Below are 24,232 nucleotides of genomic sequence, written 5' to 3' on the forward strand. Positions count from 1 at the left end.
CGCGAACCGGCGCCGGCGCCATGGCTGGGAAAGGACGAGCTGCAGTGTTCGGCAATGACAGGAGACCGGTCGCGATCGTGACCGGAGGTGCCCGGGGGATCGGTCGCGGGGTCGCGAACCGGCTCGCGGCGGACGGCTGCGCCGTCGCCGTCCTCGACCTCGACGAGAAGGCGTGCGGCCCGGCCGTCGAGGAGATCGAGGCCGCCGGCGGCAAGGCGCTGGCCGTCGGCGCGGACGTCTCGGTCGTGGAGGACGTGGCGGCCGCGGTCGACCTCGTGGCCGCCGAGCTCGGCGAGCCCACGGTGCTGGTCAACAACGCCGGCATCGTCCGCGACAACATGCTCTTCAAGCTCCAGCCCGACGAGTGGGACGCCGTCATCAACGTCCACCTGCGCGGCGCCTACCTGATGTCGCGGGCCACCCAGAAGTACATGGTCGACGCGGGCTGGGGCCGGATCGTCAACCTGTCCAGCACGTCCGCGCTCGGCAAGAAGGGCCAGTCCAACTACGCTGCGGCGAAGTCCGGGCTGCAGGGGTTCACCAAGACCCTCGCGATGGAGCTCGGGAAGTTCGGGATCACCGCCAACTCCGTGGCACCCGGGTTCATCGTCACCGAGATGACCCGCGACACCGCGGTCCGGATCGGGATGCCGTACGACGAGTACACCGTCATGCGCGCGGCCGAGATCCCGGTCGGCCGGGTGGGCCAGCCCGAGGACATCGCCGCGGCGGTCTCGTTCTTCGTCAGCGAGGAGGCCTCGTTCGTCTCCGGACAGGTGCTCTACGTCGCCGGTGGGCCGAAGGCGTGAGGATCGGGCGTGTTCTGCTCGGCCGCGGTGGGGAGGGCCCGGCTGACGAAGTCTGGGCCCGTCTCGACCCGGAGTCCTCCGTCGAGCTGCTCGACCTCTCCGACCTCCGGCGGGAGGGCCGCGCCCTCGGCCCGGCCGAGGGGCTCACCATCGTCAGGCCGGTCACGCCGACCAGCACCGTGGTCTGCCTGCTCGGCAACTGGAAGGGCCGCGACGGCCGCGACGGCCCGAGCTTCTTCATCAAGCCGAACAGCTCCCTCATCAGCGATGGTGACGCGATCGTCCTGCCGGACGGCTGCCCGACCGTGGTCTACGAGCCCGAGATCGCCGCGGTGATCGGCCGGACCTGCCGCGGCGTCACCCCGGCGGAGGCCCGCGCCCACGTCGTCGGCTGGACATGCGTCAACGACGTGACGGCGACCGACCTCGGCATGACGACCAACTCCCCGTTCCTCCCGGGGAAGTCCTACGACACCTTCGGCGTGCTGGGCCCGGTCGTCGAGACCGAGCTCGACCCGGACGACACGGCCCTGCGGGCCCTGATCAACGGCAAGGTCGTCACCGACACGGTCACGTCGCGGATGAACTGGTCGACCGACGAGGTGATCAGCTGGGTGAGCGGGTTCATGACGCTGCGCCCAGGCGACCTGGTCTGCTTCGGCACCCCGCCCGAGATCGAACCGATCCGGGCAGGCGACGTGGTCGAGGTCGAGGTCGAGGGCATCGGCACGCTGCGGAACCCCGTGATGAGCGCCGCGGGCGCAGCAGCCGCCGTGGGCGCAGGGGTCGCCGTCGCCGCGGACTGACCGCAGAGATCACGCTGGTGCGACAACGGGAACGGTGACAGGGCGGATGACACGCCCCGCGTGGAACGCGAGCCGGTCACCGACCCGGTCGAGGTCGCCATCCTGGGTGGTGGCTTCGGCGGCCTACTGGTCGGGTCGCGGCTGCGCATGGCCGGGGTCGAGGACCTGCGTATCGTCGAGGCCGGTGGCCGTCACCGTGCGCAACAACCGGCAGACCGATCCCGAATGGGCCGCGTCCCTGCCGCCGGGCTGCCAGCGGGACCGGATGGAACTTCGGCACCTTCGTCGCCGGCGGCGCTGCCGAGACCGACCTGGTGAACGACGGGTGGACGGCGCTCTACCGGCTGCGCAGCGTCAACAACGGGGTGCTCGACGACTTCTTCATCGTGGCCGTCAACCAGGTCGGCGGCAGCTCGAACTTCGCCCACATCCTGGACGTGCAGAGCCGGCACATCTCGGACCTGATCGCGGAGGCGCAGCGCCGCGGCAGCCGGACGATCGAGGCCGAGAAGCAGGCGGAGGACGCGTGGGTGGACGTCGTCGTCGAGTCGTCCCAGGCCGGCCTCGAGTTCCAGCGCTCGTGCACACCCGGGTGGATGAACAACGAGGGCCAGCCGAACATCATCGCCCGGCGCAACGGCCAGTACGGCCCGGGAATCGTGGCCTTCGACCGGCTGATCGAGGCCTGGCGGGCGGACGGCGAGTACCGCGGCGTCGTGTTCTCCGACGCCGGGACGAGCTGAGCGGCGCGGCAGCGCGCGCTGAGCGGGTCTGCGCAGCGGGAGGGGTCAGCGCCCCTGCCACTGCGGGGCCCGCTTCTGCGTGAAGGCGAGGACGCCCTCCTTCGCATCGGCCGAATCGTAGACCTCGCGCAGGAGCGGTTCCTGCTCCTCGTAAAGCTCCGCCGGTGCCGGCCGGCCGAGCCCCGCGACGATCCGCTTGCTGTTCCGCACGGCCAGCGGCGCGTTGCCGGCGATCCGGACAGGGCCGGCCGGGTCGTGAGAGCAGTCGGTCAGACCGCCATCCCGCCGCCCATGTCGATCATGGCACCGTTCATGGCGCTGGCGGCGTCGCTGGCGAGGAAGGCGACCATGTTGGCGACCTCCTCGGGCAGCTCGTAGCGCTGGATGGCTGTGCGGCCGCGTGGGTAGAGCGTCCCCGGGCTGTCCTCGGTCAGCGGCCGGCCCGGTCCCCACATCGAGCCCGCGTTCACCCCGAGGACAGCGATTCCCTGAGGGCCGAGCTCCTTGCCCAGGAACCGGGTGAACTGGCCGAGGCCGGCCTTGAGCGCGCCGTACACGGTCAGCCCGGGGATGGCCGTGCTGCCCGCCTCCGACCCGACGTTGATGATCCGGCCGCTGCCCTGGGGCAGCATGTAGTCGAGCGCGGCGCGGGAGCAGTACATCGGACCGGTGAGAGTGCCCCGCACCGAGCGGTCGATGTCTTCGTGGCTGAAGGTCACGAAGTCGCCGATGACGACGTCCGCCGCGTTGTTGACCAGGATGTCGATGCCGCCCAGTGCTTCCGCGGCCTGCGCCATGACGGCCTGCACGCCGTCCCAGTCCATCACGTCGCCGTGGATGGGGACGACCTTCGTGCCCCACTTCTCGGCGGCGGCGGAGGCGACGCCCTCGGCGTCGGGCGCCGACGGGTGCCGGGAGAAGCCCCGCTCGCGCACCTGCTCGGCGCTCAGGTCGACGACGGCGACGTCCGCGCCCAGGCCGGCCAGCCGGTTCACACAGGCCTGGCCGAGGTTGATCCCCGCTCCGCCGGTGACGACCGCGCGCCGGCCCCGCAGGTCCAGTAGGTCGGTGACCCGCTTCTCGATGCTGTCGAGCGGGATGCGCGTCTCGTCCCACCACACGGTCTGCGACCCGTTGCCGGAGTCGATGTGGTTCTGGAGCACCTGTTGGAAGAAATGGGTCGGCACGGTCATCCTTCGGTCGGTGGCTTGATGGTGGTGACGTCCCGGCCACGGGCCAGGGGCCGGAACATCGGGTAGGCGATCGGGTGCTGGTTGGCGCCGAGCTCCGGCCCGCCGCGCCAGCGGTACAGACACAGGCAGCGGCCCGCCTCCCGGTTGGTGATGTGGTCCGTCGTCGGCTGGGTCATCACGAAGCCGATGGCCTCGAAGTAGCGCGTGGACCGGACCAGGTCCGGCAGGGCGGCGTTCATTGCCAGGAGCTCGATCGGCATGGCGCCGCACTCGTCAGCGGCGAGCTGGGCACGCGCGTCGATCGAGCTGATCGGCTCGGGGAAGCGGGCGTTCCAGTCGGTGAACCAGCCGACGTAGGGGACGTTGGGACAGGCGGCCGGATCGGTGGCCTCGAAGGAGAAATGCTGCGACTGGGCCGAGAGCCGGACCCCGAGCAGCCGTGCCTGCTCCTGCCAGCGGATTCGGGGGTCGACGACCAGGGGCACAGCGAACCTGTCCGCATAGGCCGGGGGCTGCTCCGGGACCCGGGGCAGGCCGGCGAGGTACTCTGCGGGCTCCAGACCCAACCCGGCAGGGTAGCCCGCGTCGACGTACGCCGCCGTGGTCCGGGCCCAGAGCGCCTCCCACTGGGAGCGCAGCGGGGGCGTGGCCGAGCGGGTGCGGACCCCGAGCATCACGCCGTTGTCGCTGGCCGTCAGGTCGTAGCCGACCATGAGCGCCCCAGGGGACGGCGCCTCGTCCTCGCGCCCCTCCTCGAGTTCCGCGCTGTCGAAGCGCGCCACGACGAGACGACCGTCGTATGCGGTGGCGAGCCGCGTCCAGTTGCCGTCCAGGTGGCGGCCGAACAGCAGGAACCGGTCCTGGCTGGCCACGATGTACTGGTCGAGGGTGAGCATCGTGCGCCCGGCGCCGGCGATCGCCGCCAGGGTCTGCGCCTCGTCGAGGTCCGGCCACGGCGCCTCCGGAGAGGTCTCGTAGTCGAACCACCCCCACACCTCGACGGTGTTGACGTAACCGTTCGCCGGGGGCACCGCGTAGGAGTCCAGGTCCGGGAACAGCGTCTGGAACCGGTCCCGGGTCAGGTGCGAGCTGAGCTCGTGGGGCAGGTACGCCACCGCCCGGCCCTGCGCGTGGAATCCGGCCAGCTCGGCATCGTCGTACGGGCACGGCGAGACGTCGATCGGCAGCCCGAGCACGCGGGCCCGTTCGGCCCAGACCGCGCGGTGCAGCCTGGTCTGCTGGTCCGCCGACAGCGGCTCCTCCGCGAGGTGGCGGAGGGCCGCGGGCGAGACGGGAGCCGCGGTCACCGCCGGCTCCGGTGCAGCACCTTCGTCTCGGTGAAGGAGCTCAGACCCCAGTGCCCGTTCTCCACGCCGATCCCGCTCCACTTGACGCCACCGAAGGGCTGATCCGGGCGGAGCGCGAGGTGCGTGTTGACCCAGGCGGTGCCGCAGTCGAGCTCGTCGGCGACGGCCTCGGCCCGGTCGGCGTCCGCGCCCCACACCGAGCCGGACAGCCCGAAGTTGGTCCCGTTCGCCCGCTCGACGGCGTCCTCCACGGAGCGGTAGGACAGGACCGGGAGCACCGGACCGAACTGCTCCTCGTCGACGACGGCCATCCCGTCGGTGGCCCCGCGCAGGATGGTCGGCTGGTAGAAGAAGCCGGGTCCGTCGATCGCGGCGCCGCCGGTGACGGCCTCCGCGCCCCGGCCCACCGCGTCGCTGACCAGCCCGGCGACCCGGTCGCGCTGGGGGCGGTTGTTCAGCGGTCCGAGCTGGCTGGCCGGGTCGTTCCCGGCGCCGACCCGGGCGGTGCGGGCGACGGCCGCGAGGGCCTCGACCACCTCGTCGTACTTGCTCTCCGGCGCGTACACCCGCTTGACGGCCGAGCACACCTGTCCGTTGTTGCGGAACGCCGACCAGAAGAGCTTCTCGGCCACGGCCTGCAGGTCGATGTCGTCCAGCAGGATCGCCGGGTCGTTGCCGCCGAGCTCGAGGGTGATCCGCTTGAGGTCCGGTGCCGCGGCGGCCGCGACGTGCTTGCCGGTGCCCACCGAGCCGGTGAACGAGATCTTGCGGGGGACCGGGTGCGCGGTCATGCTCGCGCCGAGGGGGTCGGACCCGCTGACGACGTTCAGGACGCCCGGCGGCAGGACCGGTGCCAGCACCTGACCGAGCCGCAGCGTGGCCAGGGGGGTGTACGGCGAGGGCTTGAGCACCATGGTGTTGCCGGCGCGCAGGGCCGGCGCGATCTTCCACGCGGCCAGGCTCAGCGGGAAGTTCCACGGGGTGATCGCCGCGACGACCCCGAGCGGGCGCCGCTCGACGCGGATGAACACCTTCTCGTCGTCCTGGATGATCTCGTCGGCCACCTCGAGGTTCGCGAAGTAGCGGAGCCACAGGGCGACGGCCCGGACCTCCATCTGCGCCTCGGCGAGCGGCTTGCCCTGCTCCTGGGTCAGCAGCGGGGCGATGCTGTCCGTCGCCGCCAGCACGGAGTCGGCGCCGGCGAGCATGATCTCGCGGCGCCGGGACTCGTCCTTGCGCCACGTGCGGTAGGCGTCCTGGGCGCTGTGCATGGCCTGGTCGAGCTGGTCCGGCGTGCACTCCGGTGCCGTGCCGAACGGGAGGCCCGTGGCCGGGTCGACCACGTCGAACGCGCCGGACGTCGAGACGTCGGTGCCGCCCATGGTCATCGGGATGTACTCCGCCATGACGTTCATCTCCTGGTGGGGAAGCTGGAGCGGACGCCGCGCACCGCTGGCGTCATCGATATACGACGCATCGTATCTTGAGATCGGCCCCCTGTCCTGCCGCAGGAGGCCGCTCGGCGCCGGCGGCGGCGTACGCCTCGCGATTGTCCTTGCCGGGGTCGCGCACGCCGACCGTGACGGACAGCTCGGCGGGGTCCCGCCCGATCCGTTCGCACTCGACTGCGAGGGCGGCACGGAACTCGGCGACCTGGGCCGGGGTCACGCCGGTGGCGAGCCAGCCGTCGGCCCAGGCGGCGATCCGCTTGGCGGCTACCGGTGTGGGCTGTGCTCCCACGATCACCGGGGGATGCGGGCGCTGCACGGGCCGCGGGTCGCAGACCATCTCCGGGAAGGAGGCCAGCTCGCCGTCGAACTCTGCGGACTCCTCGGTCCACAGCTTCTTCATCGCCGCGACGGCCTCGATGGTGTAGTCCCAGGGCTTGGCGGCGGCGGCCGGGTTGTGCAGCTCCGTGACCTCGCGGAGCCATCCGGTGCCGAGACCGAAGAGGAAGCGGCCGCCGCTGAACGCGTCCAGGGTGGACACGGCCTTGGCGAGAGTCAGCGGTGGATGCTCCGGGACCAGGCAGACCCCGGTGGCCACCCGGAGCGTGCTCGTGACCGCGGCCATCATGCTGAGGACGACGAACGGGTCGGCATCTGGTGGTAGACGTCAGGGATCTCGCCCCCGGCCACGGGGAAGGCGACACCCGGGTGCTTGGGCACCACGGTGTGCTCGGGAGCCCAGTACGACTCGAACCCCCTGGCCTCGAGCTACCGCGCCAGGGTGACGGCGTCGATCGTGTGGGTGGTGACCGCGAGCTGCGCGCCGATCTTCATGGGAGCATCCGCCCTTCCTGGTGGGTGCAGGACACGACGCACGACGCCCCGGGGACCTGCGCAGCCTGTCAGGTTCGGCACCTCGGTACGGCCAGTGCCCCGTCTCGCAGAACAGAACGCCCGGCGCGGTCGGCGGAGGTTCTGCGAGCCGGAACGACTTCGTGGATCCGGCTCGGGGCCGGGTGTTTGACTCCGTGCTTTGCTGCCCGGGTCTGTGTCCCGGGCACAGGGAGAGGCTGGACGCAGCATGGGCAATGACTACTTCAACTCGCTCTACAACCGCGCCGTCGAGGCGGGGGACAGCCTCGATCTCCTGTGGGACGAGCAGCGGATGCCGTTCGACTCGATCGAGGTGCGACTGACGGACCTGCTCGACCTGTCCGGCCGCAAGGTGGTCATCACCGGTGGTGGCGGTGCCGGGCTCGGGCAGGCCTGTGCGAACCGGTTCGCCGGCCTCGGCGCCGACGTCGCCCTCGTCGACATCAAGGTCGAGTCCTCCGACGCCACCGGCAGCATGGCGCAGTACACCGGACCGGACCCGCACGGGGTGGCCGCCAAGGTGTCGGAGAAATGGGGCACCCGGGCCTTCGGTCTCTACGGCGACGCGATGGACTACGACGACATCCAGCGCTGGATGGCGGAGGCCAACGACCTGCTCGGCGGGATCGACGTGCTTGTCAACAGCGCCGTCGACACCGCCGTGGTGGACTTCGCCACGGCCACCAGGGCGGACCTCGACCGGAACCTGCGCGGGACGATCGCCGGCCCGATGTACGCGAGCCGGGCGGCGCTCGACTACATGATCCCCGGCGGCGGCGGGCACATCATCAACATCGGCAGCGGGTCCGCGAACATGCCGACCGCGCCGCGGAACCTGCTCTACGGCACCGGCAAGAGCTGGCTCGCGTCGTTCACGAAGTTCCTCGCCGGCGAGGTGATCCACCACGGCGTCAACGTGAACGGGGTCAACCCGGGGTCGATGGTGCGCACGAAGGCGAAGATCCCGGCGTTCAACGACATGTGGTTCTACTCGATGATCCGCAACCAGCTTGGGCGGTACCTGCTCCACGAGGAGACGGCGAACGTGGTGGCGTTCCTCACCTCACCCGCGGCCAGCGCGATCGTCGGCGAGGTCATCGGGACCGACGGCGGCGCGTCGCTGTAGGTCCTCCGACGGCGGTCGAGGCCCGGCGCGGTGCGCCGGCCTCGATCGTCTCGCGGGCCGCCAGGGCGGCCCTAGTCATTCGGCAACGGATGAAGTCGCGCCGACGCGCTTGCTACTGTGCCTGTCACGATCGCCCGGCGCCGTGATCCTTCGCAGTCGGCGTCGTGCTGCACCTCCGTCGGGATGAGCGTATGACCACCCAGTACACCCCCGAGTCCGGCGCACGATGGACGGCCGCGCACCCGAGCACCCTGTTCGCCGAGTTCCTCTCGCTGGTCCTGCGGCCCGCCGGCGGCTGGGCACCGGTGTCGGCGATGGTGGAGCTGATGGCCGAGCTCGGGATCGATGAGGCACTCGTCCGTGCGATGGTCTCCCGCCAGAAGCGGCGCGGATGGCTCGAGCCCGAGAAGCGTGGCCGGCTGCGCGGGTACCGGCTGAGCGAGCAGGCTCTCGCCGGCCTCACCGAGAGCGACAAGATCGTCTGGCATCCGCGGGCGGAGGCCCGGCTCGAGGACGGCTGGGTGCTGGTCACGTTCTCTGTGCCGGAGTCCGCCCGGACCCGGCGCCATCTCCTCCGGTCCCGGCTGGGCAGCCTCGGCTTCGGTGCGATCGGGCCCGGGACCCTGCTCGCCCCGGCCCGTATGGAGGGGGCGATGAACGCGGTGCTGCGCGATCACGACCTGAGCCGGTTCGTCGACGTGTTCCACGCCCAGCTCGCCCCGGGGGGCGATCCTGCCGAGGTCATCAAGCGGGGCTGGGACCTCGCCGAGCTCAACGCCGCCTACCTGGAGTTCCTCGAGGTCTACCGGCCGGTGGTGGCGCTCTGGGCCGAACGCGGCCCCGACGACCGCGGGTACGACGTCGAGGCGTTCCAGGACTACGTGCTGGCCTTCAACCGGTGGCGACGGCTGCCGCTACGGGATCCCGGGCTGCCGACGAACCTGCTCGGGGCCGAGTGGGCGGGCCGGGACGCCGGCCGGCTGTTCGAGGAACTCGTGGACCTGATCCGCGACCGCGCCATCGACTTCGCCCGCGGTCGCTGGGACGCCGACAGTCCCTGAGCTCCGGCCGCGAATCCTCGGCCTTGCCGGGTGCGTCCTGTCTGCCGGAACGGCGGGAGCAGGAGTGGGACGGACGATCGGGCAACCTGGCCCGACGCGACACGTTCGCACCACACGGGCATAGTCGAGGGAGACGAGATGAGATCGTTCTGGATGGTCACCGACGGCGCGGGAGGTTCCCGCCTCGAGTCCCTTCCCCTGCCGTTCGTACACGTCGGCGCCACCATGACCGACGCCGACCGGGCCCGGACCCCCGACCCTTCGCTCGCCGGCCAGGTCCGGGTGGTCCGGCCGATCCGCCGTCGCGACGGTGAGACGACGTTGGGCCGCGACGGCGCGACGCGGCGGCTGGTGGTCATCGTCGCTGGGTCGCTGGCGGTCGTGGCGGGGGAATCGAACGCCATGCTGGTTCCCGGGGACGTGCTGTTCGTCGACGACGCGGCGAGTGGCGACCACAAGCTCACCTGGGCGGGCGAGGCTCGCGCCGTCGAGATCGACGTCGAGGACGGATGGCTGCCGACCGGTTCCGTGCCGCCCGCAGTGGAGGACGGCGGCCGGGGGCCGGGGGACGCGCCCCGGGTCGACCGGATCCGGGTCCGCGACGACAAGGCGCATTTCGACCCGTTCGACACCTTCTTCCCGGCCGGGTCGGAGCAGGTCGACCGGTTCACCTTCACCTGCTTCTCCCCGGGCCTGTCCGGGGACTGGCACACGGAGGACCGGCCCAACCTGGTCCTGGTCTTCGCGGGCGGGTTCGAGCTGGAGGTCGGTGGCACTGGCGGGGCACGGGTCTTCGGCCCCGGAGATGTGTGCCTGATCGAGGACGGGCACGGGCAGGGCCACCAGACCCGGATCAAGGGGGAAACCCGGATCCTCGTGCTCGCGCTGCCCGACGGTCATCGCTGGAGCTGACCAACGCTCTCTGCGCTTAGCCATGGCGACTCGTTTGGTGAGCGTTAGTATCTGGGATATGGTACGTCGGTGACGCCAGCGGACGTGGCTCGTCCCGTACCTCACCCCACCAAGCTCACCGAACCCTTCTGGGCGGCCTGCCGTGAGGGCCGGCTGCTGGTGCAGCGCTGCACCTCGTGCGGCGCGCATCTCTTCCTGCCTAGGCCGTTCTGCTCGACCTGTCTCGGGACCGATCTCCAGTGGGTGGAGTCGAGCGGGCGCGGCGTCGTCGTCACGCACACGGTCGTCTGGCGTGCCCAGACCCCCGCGTTCGAGACTCCGTATGTCGTCGGCATCGTCCGGCTCGGCGAAGGTCACGAGATGTTCACGAACCTCGTGGAGGTCGACGTCGCCGCGGTCACGCCGGGGATGCCGGTGGAGGTCCGCTTCGTCCCGGTGACGCCCACCGTGACGCTGCCCTGTTTCGCGCCCGTCTCGTGAGGTCTGCCGTGTCCACTCGTACCTCGTCCCCGCGTGACGCCGTGATCGTCGGCGCCTTCAACACCCGTCAGGCACGGGTCCTCGAGGGCGAGACGTCGGACAGCGTCACGCTGGCCGCGATCCGGGGCGCGCTGGCCGATGCCAGCCTGCCGCTCTCGGAGGTCGACGGGCTGAACATCCTGCCCGGCCTCGACTGGAACGGCACCCGCAGCTACGGCTACCTGCTCGGCATCCCGTACTTCTGGGTGGGCAAGGCCGCGCCGGGGGCGGCGGGGGTGCTCGAGGCGGCGACAGCGATCCAGGCCGGGGTCTGCGACACCGTGGTGCTGGCGGCCGGTGAGGCCGGCCTGCACACCGACCGGTCGACAGTGGCGCCCTGGACCCGGCCGACGAACGAGTTCATCGAGTGCTGGGGGCTCATGACCCCGGCCGAGTTCGCGCTCGCCGCCCAGGAGTACATGACGCGCTTCTCGGTCGACCCCCGCAAGATCGCCTACATCGCTGCGGTCATCCGCAACAACGGTTCGCGCAACCCAGAGGCCGTCTACCACGGCCGCGGCCCGTTCACGGCCGACGACATCCTGGCCTCGCGCATGATCGCCGAGCCGTACCACCTGCTGGACTGCGCGACCACGGCCGAGGGAGGTTCGGCCCTGGTCCTGACCACGGCCGAGCGGGCCCGCGACCTCGACGTCCCCGCGATCCGGGTGCTCGGTGGTGGTTCCGAGAGCTGGGGACCCTCCTACACCCATCCGCCCACCTACGACCGCACCGCGATGCTCGGGCGGGCCGCGGCGGACCGCGCGTTCGCCCGGGCCGGCCTCGAGCGGTCCGATGTGGACGTCTTCGAGCTCTACGACAACTTCTCGTGGGAGATCGTCCGGTACTTCGAGGCGTTCCGGTACTGCGAGCTCGGGGAGGGCCCGGACTTCGTCGCGAACGGCGCGATCGAGGTCGGCGGTCGGTACCCGATCGTGACCGACGGCGGCACGATGTCCCACTCGCACACCGGGGAGTCGCAGCGCCATCAGCGGGTGGTCCAGGCAGTCCGGCAGCTGCGCGGGACCAGTGCCGCCAACCAGGTGCAGGACGCGCGGACCGCGCTCGTCGCCGCGCTGGGAGACGTCGTCCTGCTCGGTCGGGACTGACAGAGGTTCGATCGCCGCGGCCGGTTCCGGCGCGGTGCCCCCACTCGAAAGAGGTGTGTCGTGAGCAGGTTGCGCTCGGCTCGGCCCCGGTTCGGCGCTCGGGGAGCGCTGCTCCTCGCGGTATTCCTCTCCCTCGTCCTGACGGCTTGCAGCTCCAGCCCGGCCGCGGCCCCCGCCGCATCCACCGGCATCGATCCGAACCTGGGCGGTGACGCCGCCTGGCAGCAAATCGTCAACAAGGCCAACGCCGAGGGGACGGTCGTCCTCTACTCCTCGAACGACCAGGACGCGGCTACGCTCCCCGCGGCGTTCAACGCCTCGTACCCGGGGATAAAGCTTGAGGTCGACCACTTTGCGTCGGGCGCGCTGACCGCGAAGCTCGACGCCGAGGCGGGCGGCGGGACGGGTGCCGACGTCGCGACGCACTCCTCGCGCGCCTGGTGGCAGGCGAACCGCGGCCGCCTCGCCCCGATCGCGGGACCCGCCATCCCGAAGTACCTGAACGGATCCCCGGACATCTACGGGGACAAGCAGTACGCCTTGATCGCGGCCAACCCGCTCGGTGTCGCGGTGAACACGAACCGCCTCAAGGAGCTGGGTGCGCAGCCCATCGCGAGCTACAAGGACCTCCTCCAGCCCGCGCTGAAGGACAACCTCGGCGTCGTCCCCGGTGAGGGCTCGCCCGCCGCTGAGCAGTGGTGGTACTACGCGGCGGAGCAGATGGGTGGGCAGCCCGGTCTGACGCAGCTGGCCGCGCTGAACCCGCGGCTCTACCGCAGCGGGACCACCCCGTTGGCCACCGACGTCGCCTCCGGCGAGATCGCGGTCGGGTTCTACGCCACGCGCGCGTCGGTCGACGCGCTCAAGGCGAAGGGCGCTCCCGTCGAGTTCCTGCCGATCGAGCCGGCGATCGGCATCGGCGGTTACATCGGCATCGTGGGGAAGACGCACCCGAACGCCGCGCAGGTGCTCGCGAACTGGATGCTGTCCCCGGCCGGTCAGGCGGTCCTGTCGAAGGGCGGGATCCTCACCCCGCTGAGCCCGGACGTGCTCGGCAGCGCCGGGAGCGGCGCCAAGCAGATCACCCCGGAAGTGCACGTCACCGACGGAATCCTGACCCCGGAGCAGGACAGCTTCTACCGGACCCAGATGCTGCCGACCCTGGTCACGGGGCGGTGACCGGCAGTGGCCGTGATCGAGGAACGGCCGGCGGAGCGGCAGCGGGAACGGTCTGACCCGGGTACCCGACGTCCGCCGTCGGGCGCCCGCCTGTTCAGGAGCTGGCCCTGGGTCGTGCTGGCGCTGCTCCTCGCGCTGCTCGTGGTGGGCCCGCTGGTCCGCCTGGAGGGGCGTGCCTTCGAGGGCGGCGCCGAGGCCTTCGGGCGCATGTTCGCCCTGCCGAACATCGGGAGCACTTTCGCCAATACGCTGATCGTCGCGGTCGGGTCGGTGGCCTTCGCGGTCCCGGCGGGCACGGCCCTGGCGCTGCTCACCCTCCGGCTCCCGCGCGCCCTGCGGGGGATCATGGGCCTGCTCCCGATCGTGCCCCTGATGCTGCCCCCGGTGGCGAAGGTCGCCGCCTGGTCCTATCTCGTGTCGCCGCGGACCGGGTTGATCAACACCACGCTGCGGAGCCTCGGCATCGGATCGGGGGGGACCGGACCGCTCGACGTGTTCACGATGACCGGCATCGTCCTGGTGTCCGGGCTGAGCATGACCTCGTTCGTCTTCCTGTTCGTCCACGCGAGCCTCCAGCAGCGCGGTGCCGAGCTGGAGGCGGCGGCCGCCGCGTCGGGCGCGGGCCCGTGGACGGTCCTATGGACGGTCACCCTGCCGCTGCTGCGCCCGCCCATCGTCTTCGCGACGGGCATCACGTTCCTGCTGGCGCTGGGCCAGTTCACGGCGCCGCTGCTGTTGGGGGCGCCGAAGAACATCGACGTGCTGAGCACGGTGATGTACCGGGTGTCGGCGGAGTACCCGGTCGACTACTCCCTCGGCGCCGCGCTCGCGCTCCCGCTGCTGGTGGTGGGGGTGCTCGCCATCGGGGTGCAGCGGCGCGTCCTAGGCGACGAGCGGCGGTACGCTGCCACCTCCGGGCGGGCCCGGATCGTCGGGCTGCGGACCAGCTGGTGGGCGGTCGTACCGGTGGGCGTGTACCTGCTCCTGGCGGTCGTGCTGCCGCTGTTCACGCTCATCGCGGTCTCGTTGTCGCCCTACTGGTCCGGCCGCATCGAGCCGTCGACGTTCTCGCTCGACGGGTGGGCGGCCACGCTGGCCGACCCGGCGACGGGCCAGGCCGTCGGGACCACCGCGCAGGCCGTCGGGATCACGGTGCTCATCGCCGTGCCGCTCGGCTACCTCTGCGCGCTGGCGCTGCTGACCCGGACGCGCGTCCCGGCCGCGGTCCGGCGCTTGATCGACTTCGTCAGCGGCCTGTCGTTGGCCCTGCCCGCGGTCCTGATGGGCTTCGCCCTGCTGCTGACGTACTCGACCCCGCCACTGCGGCTCTACGGGACCACCGCGATGGTGGTGGTCGCCTACGTGACGCTGATGATCCCGCACGCGATCCGGCCCCAGCTCACGTCGCTGATGGCGACGGGGCCCGAGTACGGCGAGGCGTCCCGGGCGTCGGGGGCCGGCCCGCTGGCCACGACGTGGCGGGTGGGGCTCCCGATGGCCCGCAGCGGGATCGGGGTGGCCGCCTCGCTCGTGGTGATCCTGGTGATCCACGAGTTCGCGGTCTCGGTGATGGTGACCTCGCCCGGCCGGCGGGTGATCGGCTCGCTGCTCTACGACGCCACGAACTTCGGCACGGCTCCGCAGGTGGCCGTGATCGCCCTGCTGATGGTGGCCATCACGACAGTCGGAATCGTCGCGGCGCTGCTCGTCGGCGGCTCCCGCGCGCTCGATCGCGTCTGAAAGGGAGGATCTCGTGTCAGAGGTCAAGATCGAGGGGCTGACGAAGACCTTCGGAGCCGACGTGCATGCCGTCGACGACCTGTCGCTCGTGATCTCGGAGGGCGAGCTCGTGGTCCTGCTCGGCCCGAGCGGCTGCGGCAAGACGACCCTGCTGCGCTGCCTGACGGGCCTGGAGCGGCCCGACGGCGGCCGGATCGACATCGGCGGGGAGCAGGTGTCCGGCGGCAGGCGGGAGGTACCGACCCATCGTCGCGACATCGGCATGGTGTTCCAGAACTACGCGCTGTGGCCGCACCTGACGGTCCTGCAGAACGTGGCGTACCCGCTGCGGGCCCGCGGCGTCGGGAAGACGGAGCGGTCCGCGGCCGCCCGGGAGGCCCTGGCACTGGTCGAGTGCGACATGCTCGCCGACCGGCTCCCGGCCGCCCTGAGCGGTGGCCAGCAGCAGCGCGTCGCGCTCGCCCGCGCGGTCGTGGCCCGGCCCCGGCTGATCCTGTTCGACGAGCCGCTGTCCAACCTGGACTACCGGCTCCGCGGCCAGCTCCGCCAGGAGATCAGGGACCTGCACCGCACTCTCGGGTTCACCGGCGTGTACGTGACCCACGACCAGACCGAGGCCATGCAGCTCGGTACGCGCGTGGCCGTGCTGCGCAGCGGACGGATCGAGCAGCTGATGCCGCCGGAGGAGCTGTTCCGCAGTCCGGCGAGCCGCTACGTCGCGGAGTTCCTCGGCGTGGCGAACCGGGTCCGGCTGCGGCGCTCGGGCGACACGTGGGTGCTCGGCGAGGCCGAGCGGCTGATCGAGCTCCCCGGCGCGGCGCACCTGGGCGAGGGCCCCCTCGACGTGATGCTGCGGGCGGCCGACCTGGAGCTGACCGCCCCGGGCGGTGCTCCGGCGGGCCGGCCCACGATCCCGGGCGTGGTGCGGGACGCCCTGTTCGCCGGGGACCTCAGCGACTGGCTCGTCGACATCGGGGAGGGCGTCATGCTGACCGCGACGGCGCCCGCGCGCCGATGGCCGTACGGGGCCGGCGACGCGGTCGAGGTGAGCTTCGACCCGGTCGACGCCCTCGTCTACGACGGCGCGAGCGGACAGCTCCGCGAGGCCGCACCGACCTTCGCGGGGTAGCCCGTCTCAGCGGGCGCCGTCAGGGCAGATCCGGGGCGTCGAAGGCCCGGCCCAGCTCCGCCACCCGGTTCAGCTGGACGAACTGCGCCCGCACCTCCGGTGGGAAGGCCGAGGGGTCGACCGGCGGCCGGTCCCGACCGTAGGCGTCGACGGGCTCCACCGCCGCGGGCGCGGCAGCGGCCCGCCGGGCCAGCGCCTCGGTCACGTGGGCCGGGACCCCGGCCGGCTCCGGCCCGGCACCGAGCCGGGGGAGCACCTGGTCGGCGAAGAGCTCCAGCGACGCGCAGATCTGGGCGTGCGGCGTCCGCCCGGCCTGGTGGGCGAGGATGACCTGGTCCACCCCGGTGTCGCGCAGCTCCGCCAGGTGCGCGGCCACCCGGTCCGGGGTACCGACGCTGTGTCCGCCGTGCACTCCTGCGGATTCGGCGCCGGACTCCGCGCCGGCCTCTGCGCGCATCTCCGCCTGCGTGCGCTCCCGCCGCGCCGACAGGTCCGTCCGGCCCGGATGGTGCCGGCCGAACGTGTAGTAGTGGCGCACGGCGAAGGTCAGGGACTCCATCGCCTCGCTCCCGCGCCGCCAGGCCACGTCCGGGTCCGGATGGCAGTAGAACGGTTCCAGCGTGGCGACGCGGGGATTGACGGCGAACCCGATGGGCCGGCACTCCTCGGCGAAGGTCCGGCGGTAGAGCCCGACCACCCGGCGGGCCTCGTCCGGGTCGCGGAACCCGTGCGCGAGCGCGCCGACGCCGTGGCGGGCGGCGGTGCGGACCGCCTCGTCCGACGAGCAGGCCATCCACAGTGGAGGATGGGGCCGCTGGACGGGCTTGGGCACCACGTTGCGTGCCGATGCGGAGAACCAGCGCCCGCGATGGCCGGGGTAGGGCTCGAGGGCGAGCATCGCCGCCACCTGCTCGGCGGCCTCCGCTGTCATGGCCTGTCGCTCGTCGGCCTCGATGCCGAAGCCCTCCAGCTCGATCCGCGACTTCGAGTCGCCGAAGCCGAACTCGACCCGGCCGTCGGAGACGAGGTCGAGCATCGCGATCCGCTCCGCGACCCGGGTCGGTGCGTTGTACGCGGGGGGCAGTAGCACGACCCCGTGACCGAGCCGGATCCCGCGCGTCCGCGCTGCGGCCGCGGCGAGGAACACCTCCGGCGCCGACGAGTGCGAGTACTCCTCCAGGAAGTGCTGCTCCGGCACCCACGCGTGGGTGAAGCCGAGCCGGTCGGCGAGCTCCACCTGCTCGAGCGCCTCGTGGACGAGCGTGCGCTCGGCCCCGGGACCCCAGGGCCTGGGCAGCTGGAGGGGGAAGTACAAGCCGATGTCCACGCAGTGAAACCTAATAGATTCCTGACGATCGTCAATCGGTGGAGATGCAAGCTCGTGTCACCGGTCAGTTGCCGGCCGGGCCGGTGAAGCGGATCGGCCGGCCGAGTGCCCCCATGCCGAGCGTCTGCTGCAGCTGGTCGGTCTTCCAGGCCATGACGACACCGCCGAGCATGTCCCGGAAGATGCGCTCCAGCGGGCGGTCGGTGACGTAGCCGTGCGCTCCGCAGGTCTTCATGGCGCCCATGGACACCTCCTCGACCATCCGGCGCAGGTGGAACAGGGTGCGGACCAGATCGCGGGTCAGCCGGTGCTCGTCGGTGTACTGGTCCATCCGGCGGATCATGTCGTAGAGCACGGCCCGTCCGGTGCCGAGCCAGTGGTCCATGTTGCCGATCGCGGTGTGCGCCCAGGCCTCGTCGGCGTGGAACCTGCTCGGGGCCGGGTTGAAGGTCCCCTCGGCCATGTAGCCGTAGCGGTGCTGGACGTGGTCGGTGGTGAAGTCGAATGCCGCCTGCGCCAGCCCCAGCCAGATGCCGGCGATCCCGAAGGCGACGAATGCCGAGTCGGTCTGCCGCTGGGCCTTCAGCGACTCGAGCGGGATCAGCAGGCAGTCGGAGCGCGGCACCCTGAAGTCGACGCACTCGATGTCGTTGCTGCCGGTGGCGCGCATGCCCATGGCGCTCCAGTTGTGGTGGTTGACCAGGCCCGGCTCGCCGAAGCGCCCGATCGTCATGACGAAGTGCGGTGCGGTCGCGTCCTCCCCGATCAGGATTGCGCCGAGCATGGCGTACGTGGCGGCGTCGCTCATCGAGCCGAAGCCGGCCCGCCCGGAGAAGACGAAGTCGCCGCCCTCGGCCCGGCACTGCAGCCGGGCGGTGCGGGCGTCGAGCGAGCCGGCCGGCACCGAGAACGCCCCGCAGATCACCGCTTCGTGGCGGCGGATCGCGTCGAGCGCCTCGTCGCGGCGCGGGAAGGAGGGGAGGCGCCCGAGGGTCCTGGCCCCGGCCCAGTGCATGTTCAGGGCAACCGCGCTCGACGCGTCCCGATAGCCCAGGGTCTCGGTCACCCGCGCGGCGAGCTCGAGGTCGGCCCCGCCCTCGCTGTGCGCCGGGTCCACGACCATGCCGGTGATGCCGAGCTCCTGCAGGTCCCGGACGTTGTCGATCGACAGCCGGCCGAGCCGGTCCGCCTCGGCGGTGCGGTCGATGTAGTCGGGCCGGTCGACGCGGTCGCGCAACCGGCGGAGGAACACGTCGCGGTCGACGGTCGTAAGGTGCGTGGTCATGAGCCCTCGATTTCGCGAGACTGTGAGTCCGATTAATGTTCGAGGGGGAATCTATTGAGCGGCGAGGGGCCGGTCAAGCGCCGGTACCGCTCGGACACGCGGGAGCGGCAGGCCCGGGAGCGCCGGCTGGCCGTGATCGACGCCGCGACCCGGCTCTTCGTGGAGCGCGGCTACGGGGCGACCTCGGTGGACGCGATCGCCGCGGAGGCGGGCGTGGGCCGGGCCACCGTCTTCGCCGTCGTCGGGGGGAAGCCGGCCCTGATGCGGGCGGCATACGCGGTCGCCGTCGCGGGCGGGGACGAGCAGACGTCGCAGGCATCCGACACGTGGTTCGCCCAGATGGCCGCGGCGCGGTCCGGGGCGGGTGTGCTCGACGCCTACGCCGATGTCCTCGCCGAGATGTACCCGCGGCTCGCGCCGGTCTACGAGTCCCTGCGGGCCGCGGCCGGTACGGACGGCGAGCTCACCGGGCTGCTCGACGAGCTCGACGCGGCGCGGCTCGCGGGCGCGCGGGGCATCGTCGCGGGGGTCCTGGAGCACACCACGCTCCGGGCCGGGCTGTCGCCGGACGAGGCCGGGGACGTCGTCTGGGTGCTCGGTGACCCCGGGACGTACCGCAGGCTCGTCGCGACCCGAGGCTGGGACACCGCCCGCTTCCGGGCCTGGTTCGCCGGGGCCCTGCGGCGGGAGCTGCTCGGGGGCTGCTGAGCGTCCGGACCGGTCCCGCACCGCGGAACGGCGGGTGGGGCCGCCTGCCCGCCGCGGTGATGTCATGCGGTTCTCCGCAGCCCACCCGAGAGGCCTGTCATGACGCCACCGCTGACGTTCGAGGGAACCCACCGCATCGTCGAGACGCCGGACTACCGGATCCAGGTCAACGAGGCCGGGGAGGGCCATCCGGTCCTGCTCATCCACGGCTCGGGGCCGGGTGCCTCCGGCTGGTCGAACTTCGCGCCCAACGTCGCCGCACTCTCGGCGCGTTACCGGTGCATCGCGGTGACCATGCCCCGGGTGGGGGGAGTCGAGCCCGCAGTCCGTGGAGACCGGGCGTGACCAGAACGCGGCCGTCCTCCAGCTGATGGACGCGCTCGACATCGAGCGCGCGGCGATCGTCGGCAACTCGATGGGCGGCGGGATCGCGCTCGCGATGGCGGGGCTGCACCCCGAGCGGGTCTCGCACGTCGTGACGATGGGCTCCGGGGGCTGGGGGGTGAGCGTGCTGAGCCCGGCCGGGATCTCCGAGGGCTTCCGTGCCCTCGTGGACGCCGACGAGGACCCGACCGAGGACAACTTCCGCCGGCTCGTCACCGTGATGTGCTTCGACCCGGCCTTCGCCACGGACCAGTTGGTCGTGCTCGTTCACGGCCGGGACGACCGCACGGTGCACTACGAGCTGAGCCTGCGCGCGCTCGCCATGGTCCCGGACTCCCGGCTGGTCCTGCTCAACCGGTGCGGCCACTGGGCGCAGCTCGAGCACCCGGCCGAGTTCAACCGGCTCGTCGACGACTTCCTGACCCACGGCTGACCGCGCCGCGGCGGCGCCGCTCAGCCGGCGGCCCGCCACTCCTTGGCGACCCGGCGCAGGTCGGTGGCGGGATCGGCCAGGAGGTGGGCCGGTACCGCGGGGGCGGACCCGATGAGCCTGCGCAGCGCGCCGATCTCCCGGCCCGCGTCGAGCCCCAGCGCGGCCACGAGCCGTCCCTCGCGCAGCCAGAACGCGAGGAGGCGCTCCGGGCCGGAGTCCTCCCGCAGGACGATGGTGTCGCCCGGGTGCCGCCGGCCCAGCATCTGGTAGGTCGTCCCGAACTGGTCGGACCAGGCGTACGGCGGGTCCGACCAGGTCGTCGGGACGCCCGCCGCGCTGGCCCCCACGGCCTCGCCGTGGCGCAGGGCGGCGTCCCAGTGCTCGATCCGGCCGCGTTCGGGAAGGGCGGGATGGGGCTGGCTCGCGACGTCGCCCGCCGCCCAGACCCGCGGGTCGCTCGTCGTGCCGTGGCGGTCGACGACGATCCCGGCGCGGTCGGTCCCCAGCCCGGCCGCCACCGCCAGCTCGTCGCGCGGCTCCACCCCGACGCCGACGACGACCGTGGCGGCCGGCCGCCGCCGCCCGTCGGCGAGGACGACCTCCTCCACAGCGCCCCGGCCGACGAAACGCTCCACCGTGGTGCCCAGGACCAGCTCCACGCCCCGTTCGTGATGGCGCCGGCGGACGAGCTCGGCGATGGGTTCGCCGAGGACCCCGAGCAGCGGCAGCGGTGCGAGCTCGACGACCGTGGGCCGGATGCCCTGCTCGAGGGCCACGGCGGCGAGCTCGAGCCCGATGAAGCCGCCCCCCACGACGACCAGCGGGCCGCCCGCCGCCAGCCGGGTCGCGAGCGCCGCCGCGTCGGCCGCGTCCCGCAGCACGAGGATGTTCCCCAGGTCGGCGCCGGGCACGGTCAGCCGGCGGGCGCGCACGCCCGTCGTCAGCACCACGCGATCGGCCTTCAGCGTCGACCCGTCGGCCAGCCCGACGGTTCCCGGCCCGGGGTTGACCGCGGCGACCGGGCTCCCGAGCAGCAGCTCGATGCCGGTGTTCGCGTAGTCGGCCGCCGGGCGGATGGGGCGCAGGGGCGACGCGCCACCGAGCACGGACTTGGAGAGCGGGGGGCGCTCGTAGGGCAGGTTCGGGTCGGCGTCGACGATCGTCACCGGGCCGGTCGCGCCGGCACCGCGGATCGCGAACGCGGCCGAGACCCCGGCGGCGCTGGCCCCGACGACGACGTAGGACTCCGCGGTGCTCACGCGGTCGCCGAGAGCTGCCGGGCGGACTGCGTCGTGCTGCGCATGGTCATTCTGTGATCCTCGATCGTCTCCGAGTATGAAATGGGAGTCCCCGCGTTCTCGTCGACCTGCCGGCGACCCAGGCGTGCTGGCCGGACCGGGGGCACCCAGGTCGAACAGCACGGTCAGAGGGCCCCGATCTCCCGGAGCTTGTCGATCTCGGACGAGGTGAGGCCGAGGACCGAGCCGAGCACCTGCTCGGTGTCCTCCCCGTAGCTCGGCCCCGACCGGTCGTAGCGTCCGCCGATGTAGGCCGGGGTCTCCGAGAAGGTGGTCGGGAGCTCCTTGACCGGCCACCGGCCGATCTCGCTCTGCTCGAGCTCGACCAGCCAGCCCAGGTGCGCCAGCTGCGGATCGTGCTCCACTCGGTCCTGCGCGGTCTGGCAGACCCCCGCGGGCACGCCGCGGTCCTGCAGCGCGATCATCAGCGCGTCTCCGTCCCAGGTGGATGTTGTCGTGCCGAGCTGCGAGTCGAGGTCGTCCTGGTGGGCGAGCCGGTCCGCGAGGGTCGCGAATCGGGCGTCGGCCGCCCACGAGGGGTGGCCCAGTACGTCGACCAGTGCCTCCCACTGCTGCTCGGTGTGGGTGCCGAGGGCGATCCAGCGGTCGTCCCCGGTGACCCGGTAGGCGCCGTGGGGGGCGGCGGGCTTGTACGGCGACCGGTTGCCGTAGCGCGACCACTGCCGCCCGTTCACCGACCAGTCGAGGACGGCGGTGCCAGTGAGGTAGAGGCCGGTCTCACCTTGTGAGGCGTCGATGTGGCAGCCCTCGCCGGTCACGTCGCGGCGGTGGAGCGCGGCCAGCATCGCCGTCGCCATGTTGTAGGCGCCGAACCAGTCGAGGTACGAGTAGCCGATCCCGGCGGGCGGGTAGGGTTCGGGCAGCCCGGACATCTCGCTGATGCCCGAGATCGCCTGCGCGCTCGGGCCGAAGGTCCGCGCGCGGCCGTAGGTGCCGAGCTCGCCCAGCCCGCTCTGCTGCACGTAGATGATCGACGGGTTGAGCTTCTTGAGCCGCTCGTACCCGAGGCCCATGCGGACCATCGTGCCCGGGGAGAAGCCCTCGACGACCATGTCCGCATCGCGGATGAGGTCCTCGAGCAGCTCCCGGCCGCGGGGGTGCTTGAGGTTCAGCGAGATGCCGAGCTTGCCGGCGTTGATCTCCATGAAGGAGCCGCCGCGGTTCGGGTTCGCCTCGATCCCACTGAACTCCGGGGTCGGCAGGGGACCGGTGGCCGCGTCACGCTCGGCGCGGCCGCCCGCCGGGACGGCCCCGAGCGGGCTGAAGCGCATCCGGTCCGGCCGGCTGATGTGCTCGACCTTGATGACGTCGGCGCCCATCGCGGCGAGGAACCGCCCGGCGCCGGCGCTCGCGAGCATCCAGCTGAGGTCGACCACGCGCAGCCCGGCCAGCGCGAACGGCTTCCCGCTGGGCCCGGCCACCGCCGCGCCACGGCGCCGGTCGCAGATGTGCACCGGCCCGCGGCGGGGCGGCGGCGCGGTCCACTCCTCCAGCACCTCGGCGGTGTGCTCGCCGACGAGCGGCGGGCGCGGGCCGCTGCGCCACGCCATCCCCTCGGTGACCCACTTGCCACCGGAGTAGAGGAACGTCTGGCCGAGCTCGGGATGGAACACCTCGGTGAAGGCCCCGCGGATGTGCCAGTGGTCGTCGAGCGCGTTCTCCTCGGGCTTGCGGATCGGCGTCCACGGCAGACCCAGCTCCTGGGCGTCCCGCCACACGTCGCGCTCGTAGAGCAGGCTGCCCACCATGGTGTCGACCTGGGCGGCGAGCTTCATCCGGGCGTCCGCCGTCTCCCGGCCGCTGCCCTGGTAGCGCTCGTCGAGCAGGTCGCCCTCGCACCCGTAGCGCTGCAGCAGCGCCACGGTCGAGTCCCACTCGTCGCCCTGGGAGCGCACGTAGGTGCGGTAGGGGAGCAGGTAGCGGCCGTCCTTGGTGATCGAGAGCGCGGGGGAGCGGGCCGAGGTGGTGGAGTGCCGGCAGGTCAGCCGGCGGTGGGTCTGCCCGAGGAAGACCCAGTCCGGCAGGTCCGTCTCGGTGTTCTGGCTGACCGCCTGGTGCACGCTGGTGGACAGGGCCTGGCCCTGCCCCGTCCCCAGCCGGTGGATGAGCGCGGTGATGACCGAGATCGCGGTCATCTCGCCCGCGATGTAATAGGACTGCCACATCTGCGGGGCGATCGGCGGAGTCTCGTAGAAGCCTGAGGGCTCGGGGTCGTAGCCGCAGTTCATCATGACCCCGCCCAGCGCGAGGTGGACCAGATCGTTGGCCGTGCGGTCCGCCCAGGGGCCGGTGTCGCCGAAGGGGCTGATCCGGGCATGCACCAAGCCGGGGTTGACCAGGCGCAGCTGCGCGGGATCCAGACCGTGGTCGGTGAGGTACGTGCGCGGGCGGCTGTCCAGCAGGACGTCGGCCGTGGACGCGAGCCGGCGGAAGGTCTCCTGGCCGGCCGCGCCGTCGAGGTCGAGCACGACCGAGCGCTTCCCGAGGTTGTGGTGCCAGAAGTACAGGCTGCGGTCGGGGTGGGGCTCGTCGTGGTGGAACGGCCCGTAGGTCCGGGTGATCTCACCGCCCGGCGGTTCTACGCGGACGACGTCCGCCCCGAGCCCGGCGAGCACCTTGCCGCAGTACTCGCCCAGCTCGTCACCGATCTCGAGGACCCGGACTCCCCCGAGGAAGCCGGACGGTGCCGTCGGGTCGCCGCTCTCCGCCGTGGTGCTCACGTGGTCTCCTCGCCATTCCGGCTCATTGATATATGATACGCCAGATATGGAGATTAGGCGAGAGGGAGGAGGTCCCCGGCGGCGGGCCGCCCGGTTGATGCG

At 72.1% G+C, this 24,232-nt stretch carries 22 protein-coding genes and 1 pseudogene; 14 read left to right on the forward strand and 9 right to left on the reverse strand.

Features of this window, described 5'->3' with window-relative positions; translation table 11 throughout:
• The first annotated feature begins 20 nt into the window (after positions 1 to 20).
• The 3 genes from fabG to ACFPFQ_RS24830 all read left to right on the forward strand — a co-directional run bounded on the left by fabG (position 21) and on the right by ACFPFQ_RS24830 (position 2,358).
• Positions 21 to 809 (forward strand): 3-oxoacyl-ACP reductase FabG, encoded by a 789-nt coding sequence (fabG, locus tag ACFPFQ_RS24820; RefSeq protein WP_379622826.1) that lies wholly within the window; start codon positions 21 to 23, stop codon positions 807 to 809.
• Positions 806 to 1,615 carry a fumarylacetoacetate hydrolase family protein gene (locus tag ACFPFQ_RS24825; protein WP_379622828.1) on the forward strand — a complete coding sequence of 270 codons (810 nt, stop codon included), beginning with the start codon at positions 806 to 808 and terminating at the stop codon, positions 1,613 to 1,615. Before fabG ends, ACFPFQ_RS24825 begins: the two co-directional genes overlap by 4 nt.
• A gap of 314 nt (positions 1,616 to 1,929) precedes the next feature.
• Positions 1,930 to 2,358, forward strand: coding sequence for a hypothetical protein (locus tag ACFPFQ_RS24830; RefSeq protein ID WP_379622830.1), 429 nt, complete (start codon positions 1,930 to 1,932; stop codon positions 2,356 to 2,358).
• Between the two features lie 45 nt (positions 2,359 to 2,403).
• On the opposite strand, the gene ACFPFQ_RS24835 is transcribed toward ACFPFQ_RS24830, so the two are convergent.
• The 5 genes and pseudogenes from ACFPFQ_RS24835 to ACFPFQ_RS24855 all read right to left on the reverse strand — a co-directional run.
• Positions 2,404 to 2,568, reverse strand: coding sequence for a hypothetical protein (locus ACFPFQ_RS24835; protein WP_379622832.1), 165 nt, complete (start codon positions 2,566 to 2,568; stop codon positions 2,404 to 2,406).
• A gap of 59 nt (positions 2,569 to 2,627) precedes the next feature.
• Entirely contained in the window at positions 2,628 to 3,551 is a 924-nt protein-coding gene (locus ACFPFQ_RS24840; protein ID WP_379622834.1) for an SDR family NAD(P)-dependent oxidoreductase, read from the reverse strand.
• Positions 3,548 to 4,858, reverse strand: a complete 1,311-nt coding sequence (locus ACFPFQ_RS24845) for a hypothetical protein (protein ID WP_379622836.1) — start codon at positions 4,856 to 4,858, stop codon at positions 3,548 to 3,550. Before ACFPFQ_RS24845 ends, ACFPFQ_RS24840 begins: the two co-directional genes overlap by 4 nt.
• Positions 4,855 to 6,264 (reverse strand): aldehyde dehydrogenase family protein, encoded by a 1,410-nt coding sequence (locus ACFPFQ_RS24850; RefSeq protein ID WP_379622838.1) that lies wholly within the window; start codon positions 6,262 to 6,264, stop codon positions 4,855 to 4,857. The genes ACFPFQ_RS24845 and ACFPFQ_RS24850 overlap by 4 nt, the downstream gene beginning before the upstream one ends.
• Before the next feature lie 52 nt (positions 6,265 to 6,316).
• A pseudogene (locus ACFPFQ_RS24855) lies at positions 6,317 to 6,946 on the reverse strand (LLM class flavin-dependent oxidoreductase); the annotation flags it as partial.
• 441 nt (positions 6,947 to 7,387) lie between these two features.
• Between ACFPFQ_RS24855 and ACFPFQ_RS24860 the strand changes: the two are divergent.
• The 8 genes from ACFPFQ_RS24860 (at position 7,388) to ACFPFQ_RS24895 (ending at position 15,954) form a co-directional block, all read left to right on the forward strand.
• A complete protein-coding gene (locus ACFPFQ_RS24860) occupies positions 7,388 to 8,305 on the forward strand; it encodes an SDR family NAD(P)-dependent oxidoreductase (protein ID WP_379622840.1) in 918 nt (305 codons plus the stop codon).
• Positions 8,306 to 8,496: 191 nt separating this feature from the next.
• The gene (locus ACFPFQ_RS24865) at positions 8,497 to 9,366 is read left to right on the forward strand and encodes a PaaX family transcriptional regulator C-terminal domain-containing protein (protein WP_379622842.1); all 870 of its coding nucleotides are present in this window, start codon (positions 8,497 to 8,499) and stop codon (positions 9,364 to 9,366) included.
• A 138-nt stretch (positions 9,367 to 9,504) separates the two neighbouring features.
• The gene (locus ACFPFQ_RS24870; RefSeq protein ID WP_379622844.1) at positions 9,505 to 10,278 is read left to right on the forward strand and encodes a hypothetical protein; all 774 of its coding nucleotides are present in this window, start codon (positions 9,505 to 9,507) and stop codon (positions 10,276 to 10,278) included.
• Positions 10,279 to 10,347: 69 nt separating this feature from the next.
• Positions 10,348 to 10,758, forward strand: coding sequence for a Zn-ribbon domain-containing OB-fold protein (locus ACFPFQ_RS24875; RefSeq protein WP_379622846.1), 411 nt, complete (start codon positions 10,348 to 10,350; stop codon positions 10,756 to 10,758).
• Positions 10,759 to 10,766: 8 nt separating this feature from the next.
• On the forward strand, positions 10,767 to 11,906 hold the full coding sequence (locus tag ACFPFQ_RS24880) for a thiolase family protein (RefSeq protein WP_379622848.1): 1,140 nt from the start codon (positions 10,767 to 10,769) through the stop codon (positions 11,904 to 11,906).
• A gap of 60 nt (positions 11,907 to 11,966) precedes the next feature.
• A complete protein-coding gene (locus ACFPFQ_RS24885; RefSeq protein ID WP_379622850.1) occupies positions 11,967 to 13,085 on the forward strand; it encodes an ABC transporter substrate-binding protein in 1,119 nt (372 codons plus the stop codon).
• A 114-nt stretch (positions 13,086 to 13,199) separates the two neighbouring features.
• Positions 13,200 to 14,825 carry an ABC transporter permease gene (locus tag ACFPFQ_RS24890; RefSeq protein WP_379622852.1) on the forward strand — a complete coding sequence of 542 codons (1,626 nt, stop codon included), beginning with the start codon at positions 13,200 to 13,202 and terminating at the stop codon, positions 14,823 to 14,825.
• A gap of 13 nt (positions 14,826 to 14,838) precedes the next feature.
• Positions 14,839 to 15,954: an ABC transporter ATP-binding protein gene (locus ACFPFQ_RS24895; protein ID WP_379622854.1), complete on the forward strand. Its 1,116-nt coding sequence runs from the start codon at positions 14,839 to 14,841 to the stop codon at positions 15,952 to 15,954.
• Positions 15,955 to 15,973: 19 nt separating this feature from the next.
• Here the strand turns inward: ACFPFQ_RS24895 and ACFPFQ_RS24900 are convergent, their stop codons facing one another.
• Together ACFPFQ_RS24900 and ACFPFQ_RS24905 are read right to left on the reverse strand one after the other, a co-directional pair.
• A complete protein-coding gene (locus ACFPFQ_RS24900) occupies positions 15,974 to 17,281 on the reverse strand; it encodes an LLM class flavin-dependent oxidoreductase (RefSeq protein WP_379622856.1) in 1,308 nt (435 codons plus the stop codon).
• A 64-nt stretch (positions 17,282 to 17,345) separates the two neighbouring features.
• Positions 17,346 to 18,566 carry an acyl-CoA dehydrogenase family protein gene (locus ACFPFQ_RS24905; protein ID WP_379622858.1) on the reverse strand — a complete coding sequence of 407 codons (1,221 nt, stop codon included), beginning with the start codon at positions 18,564 to 18,566 and terminating at the stop codon, positions 17,346 to 17,348.
• Between the two features lie 54 nt (positions 18,567 to 18,620).
• Here ACFPFQ_RS24905 and ACFPFQ_RS24910 point away from each other — a divergent pair, with 54 nt between their 5' ends.
• The 3 genes from ACFPFQ_RS24910 (at position 18,621) to ACFPFQ_RS24920 (ending at position 20,091) form a co-directional block, all read left to right on the forward strand.
• Positions 18,621 to 19,274, forward strand: coding sequence for a TetR/AcrR family transcriptional regulator (locus ACFPFQ_RS24910; protein WP_379622860.1), 654 nt, complete (start codon positions 18,621 to 18,623; stop codon positions 19,272 to 19,274).
• A 99-nt stretch (positions 19,275 to 19,373) separates the two neighbouring features.
• Entirely contained in the window at positions 19,374 to 19,619 is a 246-nt protein-coding gene (locus ACFPFQ_RS24915) for an alpha/beta fold hydrolase (RefSeq protein ID WP_379622862.1), read from the forward strand.
• A complete protein-coding gene (locus tag ACFPFQ_RS24920; protein WP_379622864.1) occupies positions 19,603 to 20,091 on the forward strand; it encodes an alpha/beta fold hydrolase in 489 nt (162 codons plus the stop codon). The genes ACFPFQ_RS24915 and ACFPFQ_RS24920 overlap by 17 nt, the downstream gene beginning before the upstream one ends.
• 20 nt (positions 20,092 to 20,111) lie before the next feature.
• Here the strand turns inward: ACFPFQ_RS24920 and ACFPFQ_RS24925 are convergent, their stop codons facing one another.
• Positions 20,112 to 21,350: an NAD(P)/FAD-dependent oxidoreductase gene (locus ACFPFQ_RS24925; RefSeq protein ID WP_379622866.1), complete on the reverse strand. Its 1,239-nt coding sequence runs from the start codon at positions 21,348 to 21,350 to the stop codon at positions 20,112 to 20,114.
• 164 nt (positions 21,351 to 21,514) lie between these two features.
• Entirely contained in the window at positions 21,515 to 24,130 is a 2,616-nt protein-coding gene (locus tag ACFPFQ_RS24930; RefSeq protein WP_379622868.1) for a CaiB/BaiF CoA transferase family protein, read from the reverse strand.
• Positions 24,131 to 24,232 lie beyond the last annotated feature (102 nt).

The organism is Pseudonocardia sp. GCM10023141, from assembly GCF_042653605.1.

What these genes read in the sequence shown, in the direction of transcription:
- ACFPFQ_RS24860 (WP_379622840.1), top strand. Translation starts at nt 7,388, where the DNA reads ATGGGCAATGACTACTTCAACTCGCTCTACAACCGCGCCGTCGAGGCG.
- ACFPFQ_RS24870 (WP_379622844.1), top strand. Translation starts at nt 9,505, where the DNA reads ATGAGATCGTTCTGGATGGTCACCGACGGCGCGGGAGGTTCCCGCCTC.
- ACFPFQ_RS24850 (WP_379622838.1), bottom strand. Translation starts at nt 6,264, where the DNA reads ATGGCGGAGTACATCCCGATGACCATGGGCGGCACCGACGTCTCGACG.
- ACFPFQ_RS24905 (WP_379622858.1), bottom strand. Translation starts at nt 18,566, where the DNA reads ATGACCACGCACCTTACGACCGTCGACCGCGACGTGTTCCTCCGCCGG.
- ACFPFQ_RS24865 (WP_379622842.1), top strand. Translation starts at nt 8,497, where the DNA reads ATGACCACCCAGTACACCCCCGAGTCCGGCGCACGATGGACGGCCGCG.
- fabG (WP_379622826.1), top strand. Translation starts at nt 21, where the DNA reads ATGGCTGGGAAAGGACGAGCTGCAGTGTTCGGCAATGACAGGAGACCG.
- ACFPFQ_RS24915 (WP_379622862.1), top strand. Translation starts at nt 19,374, where the DNA reads ATGACGCCACCGCTGACGTTCGAGGGAACCCACCGCATCGTCGAGACG.
- ACFPFQ_RS24840 (WP_379622834.1), bottom strand. Translation starts at nt 3,551, where the DNA reads ATGACCGTGCCGACCCATTTCTTCCAACAGGTGCTCCAGAACCACATC.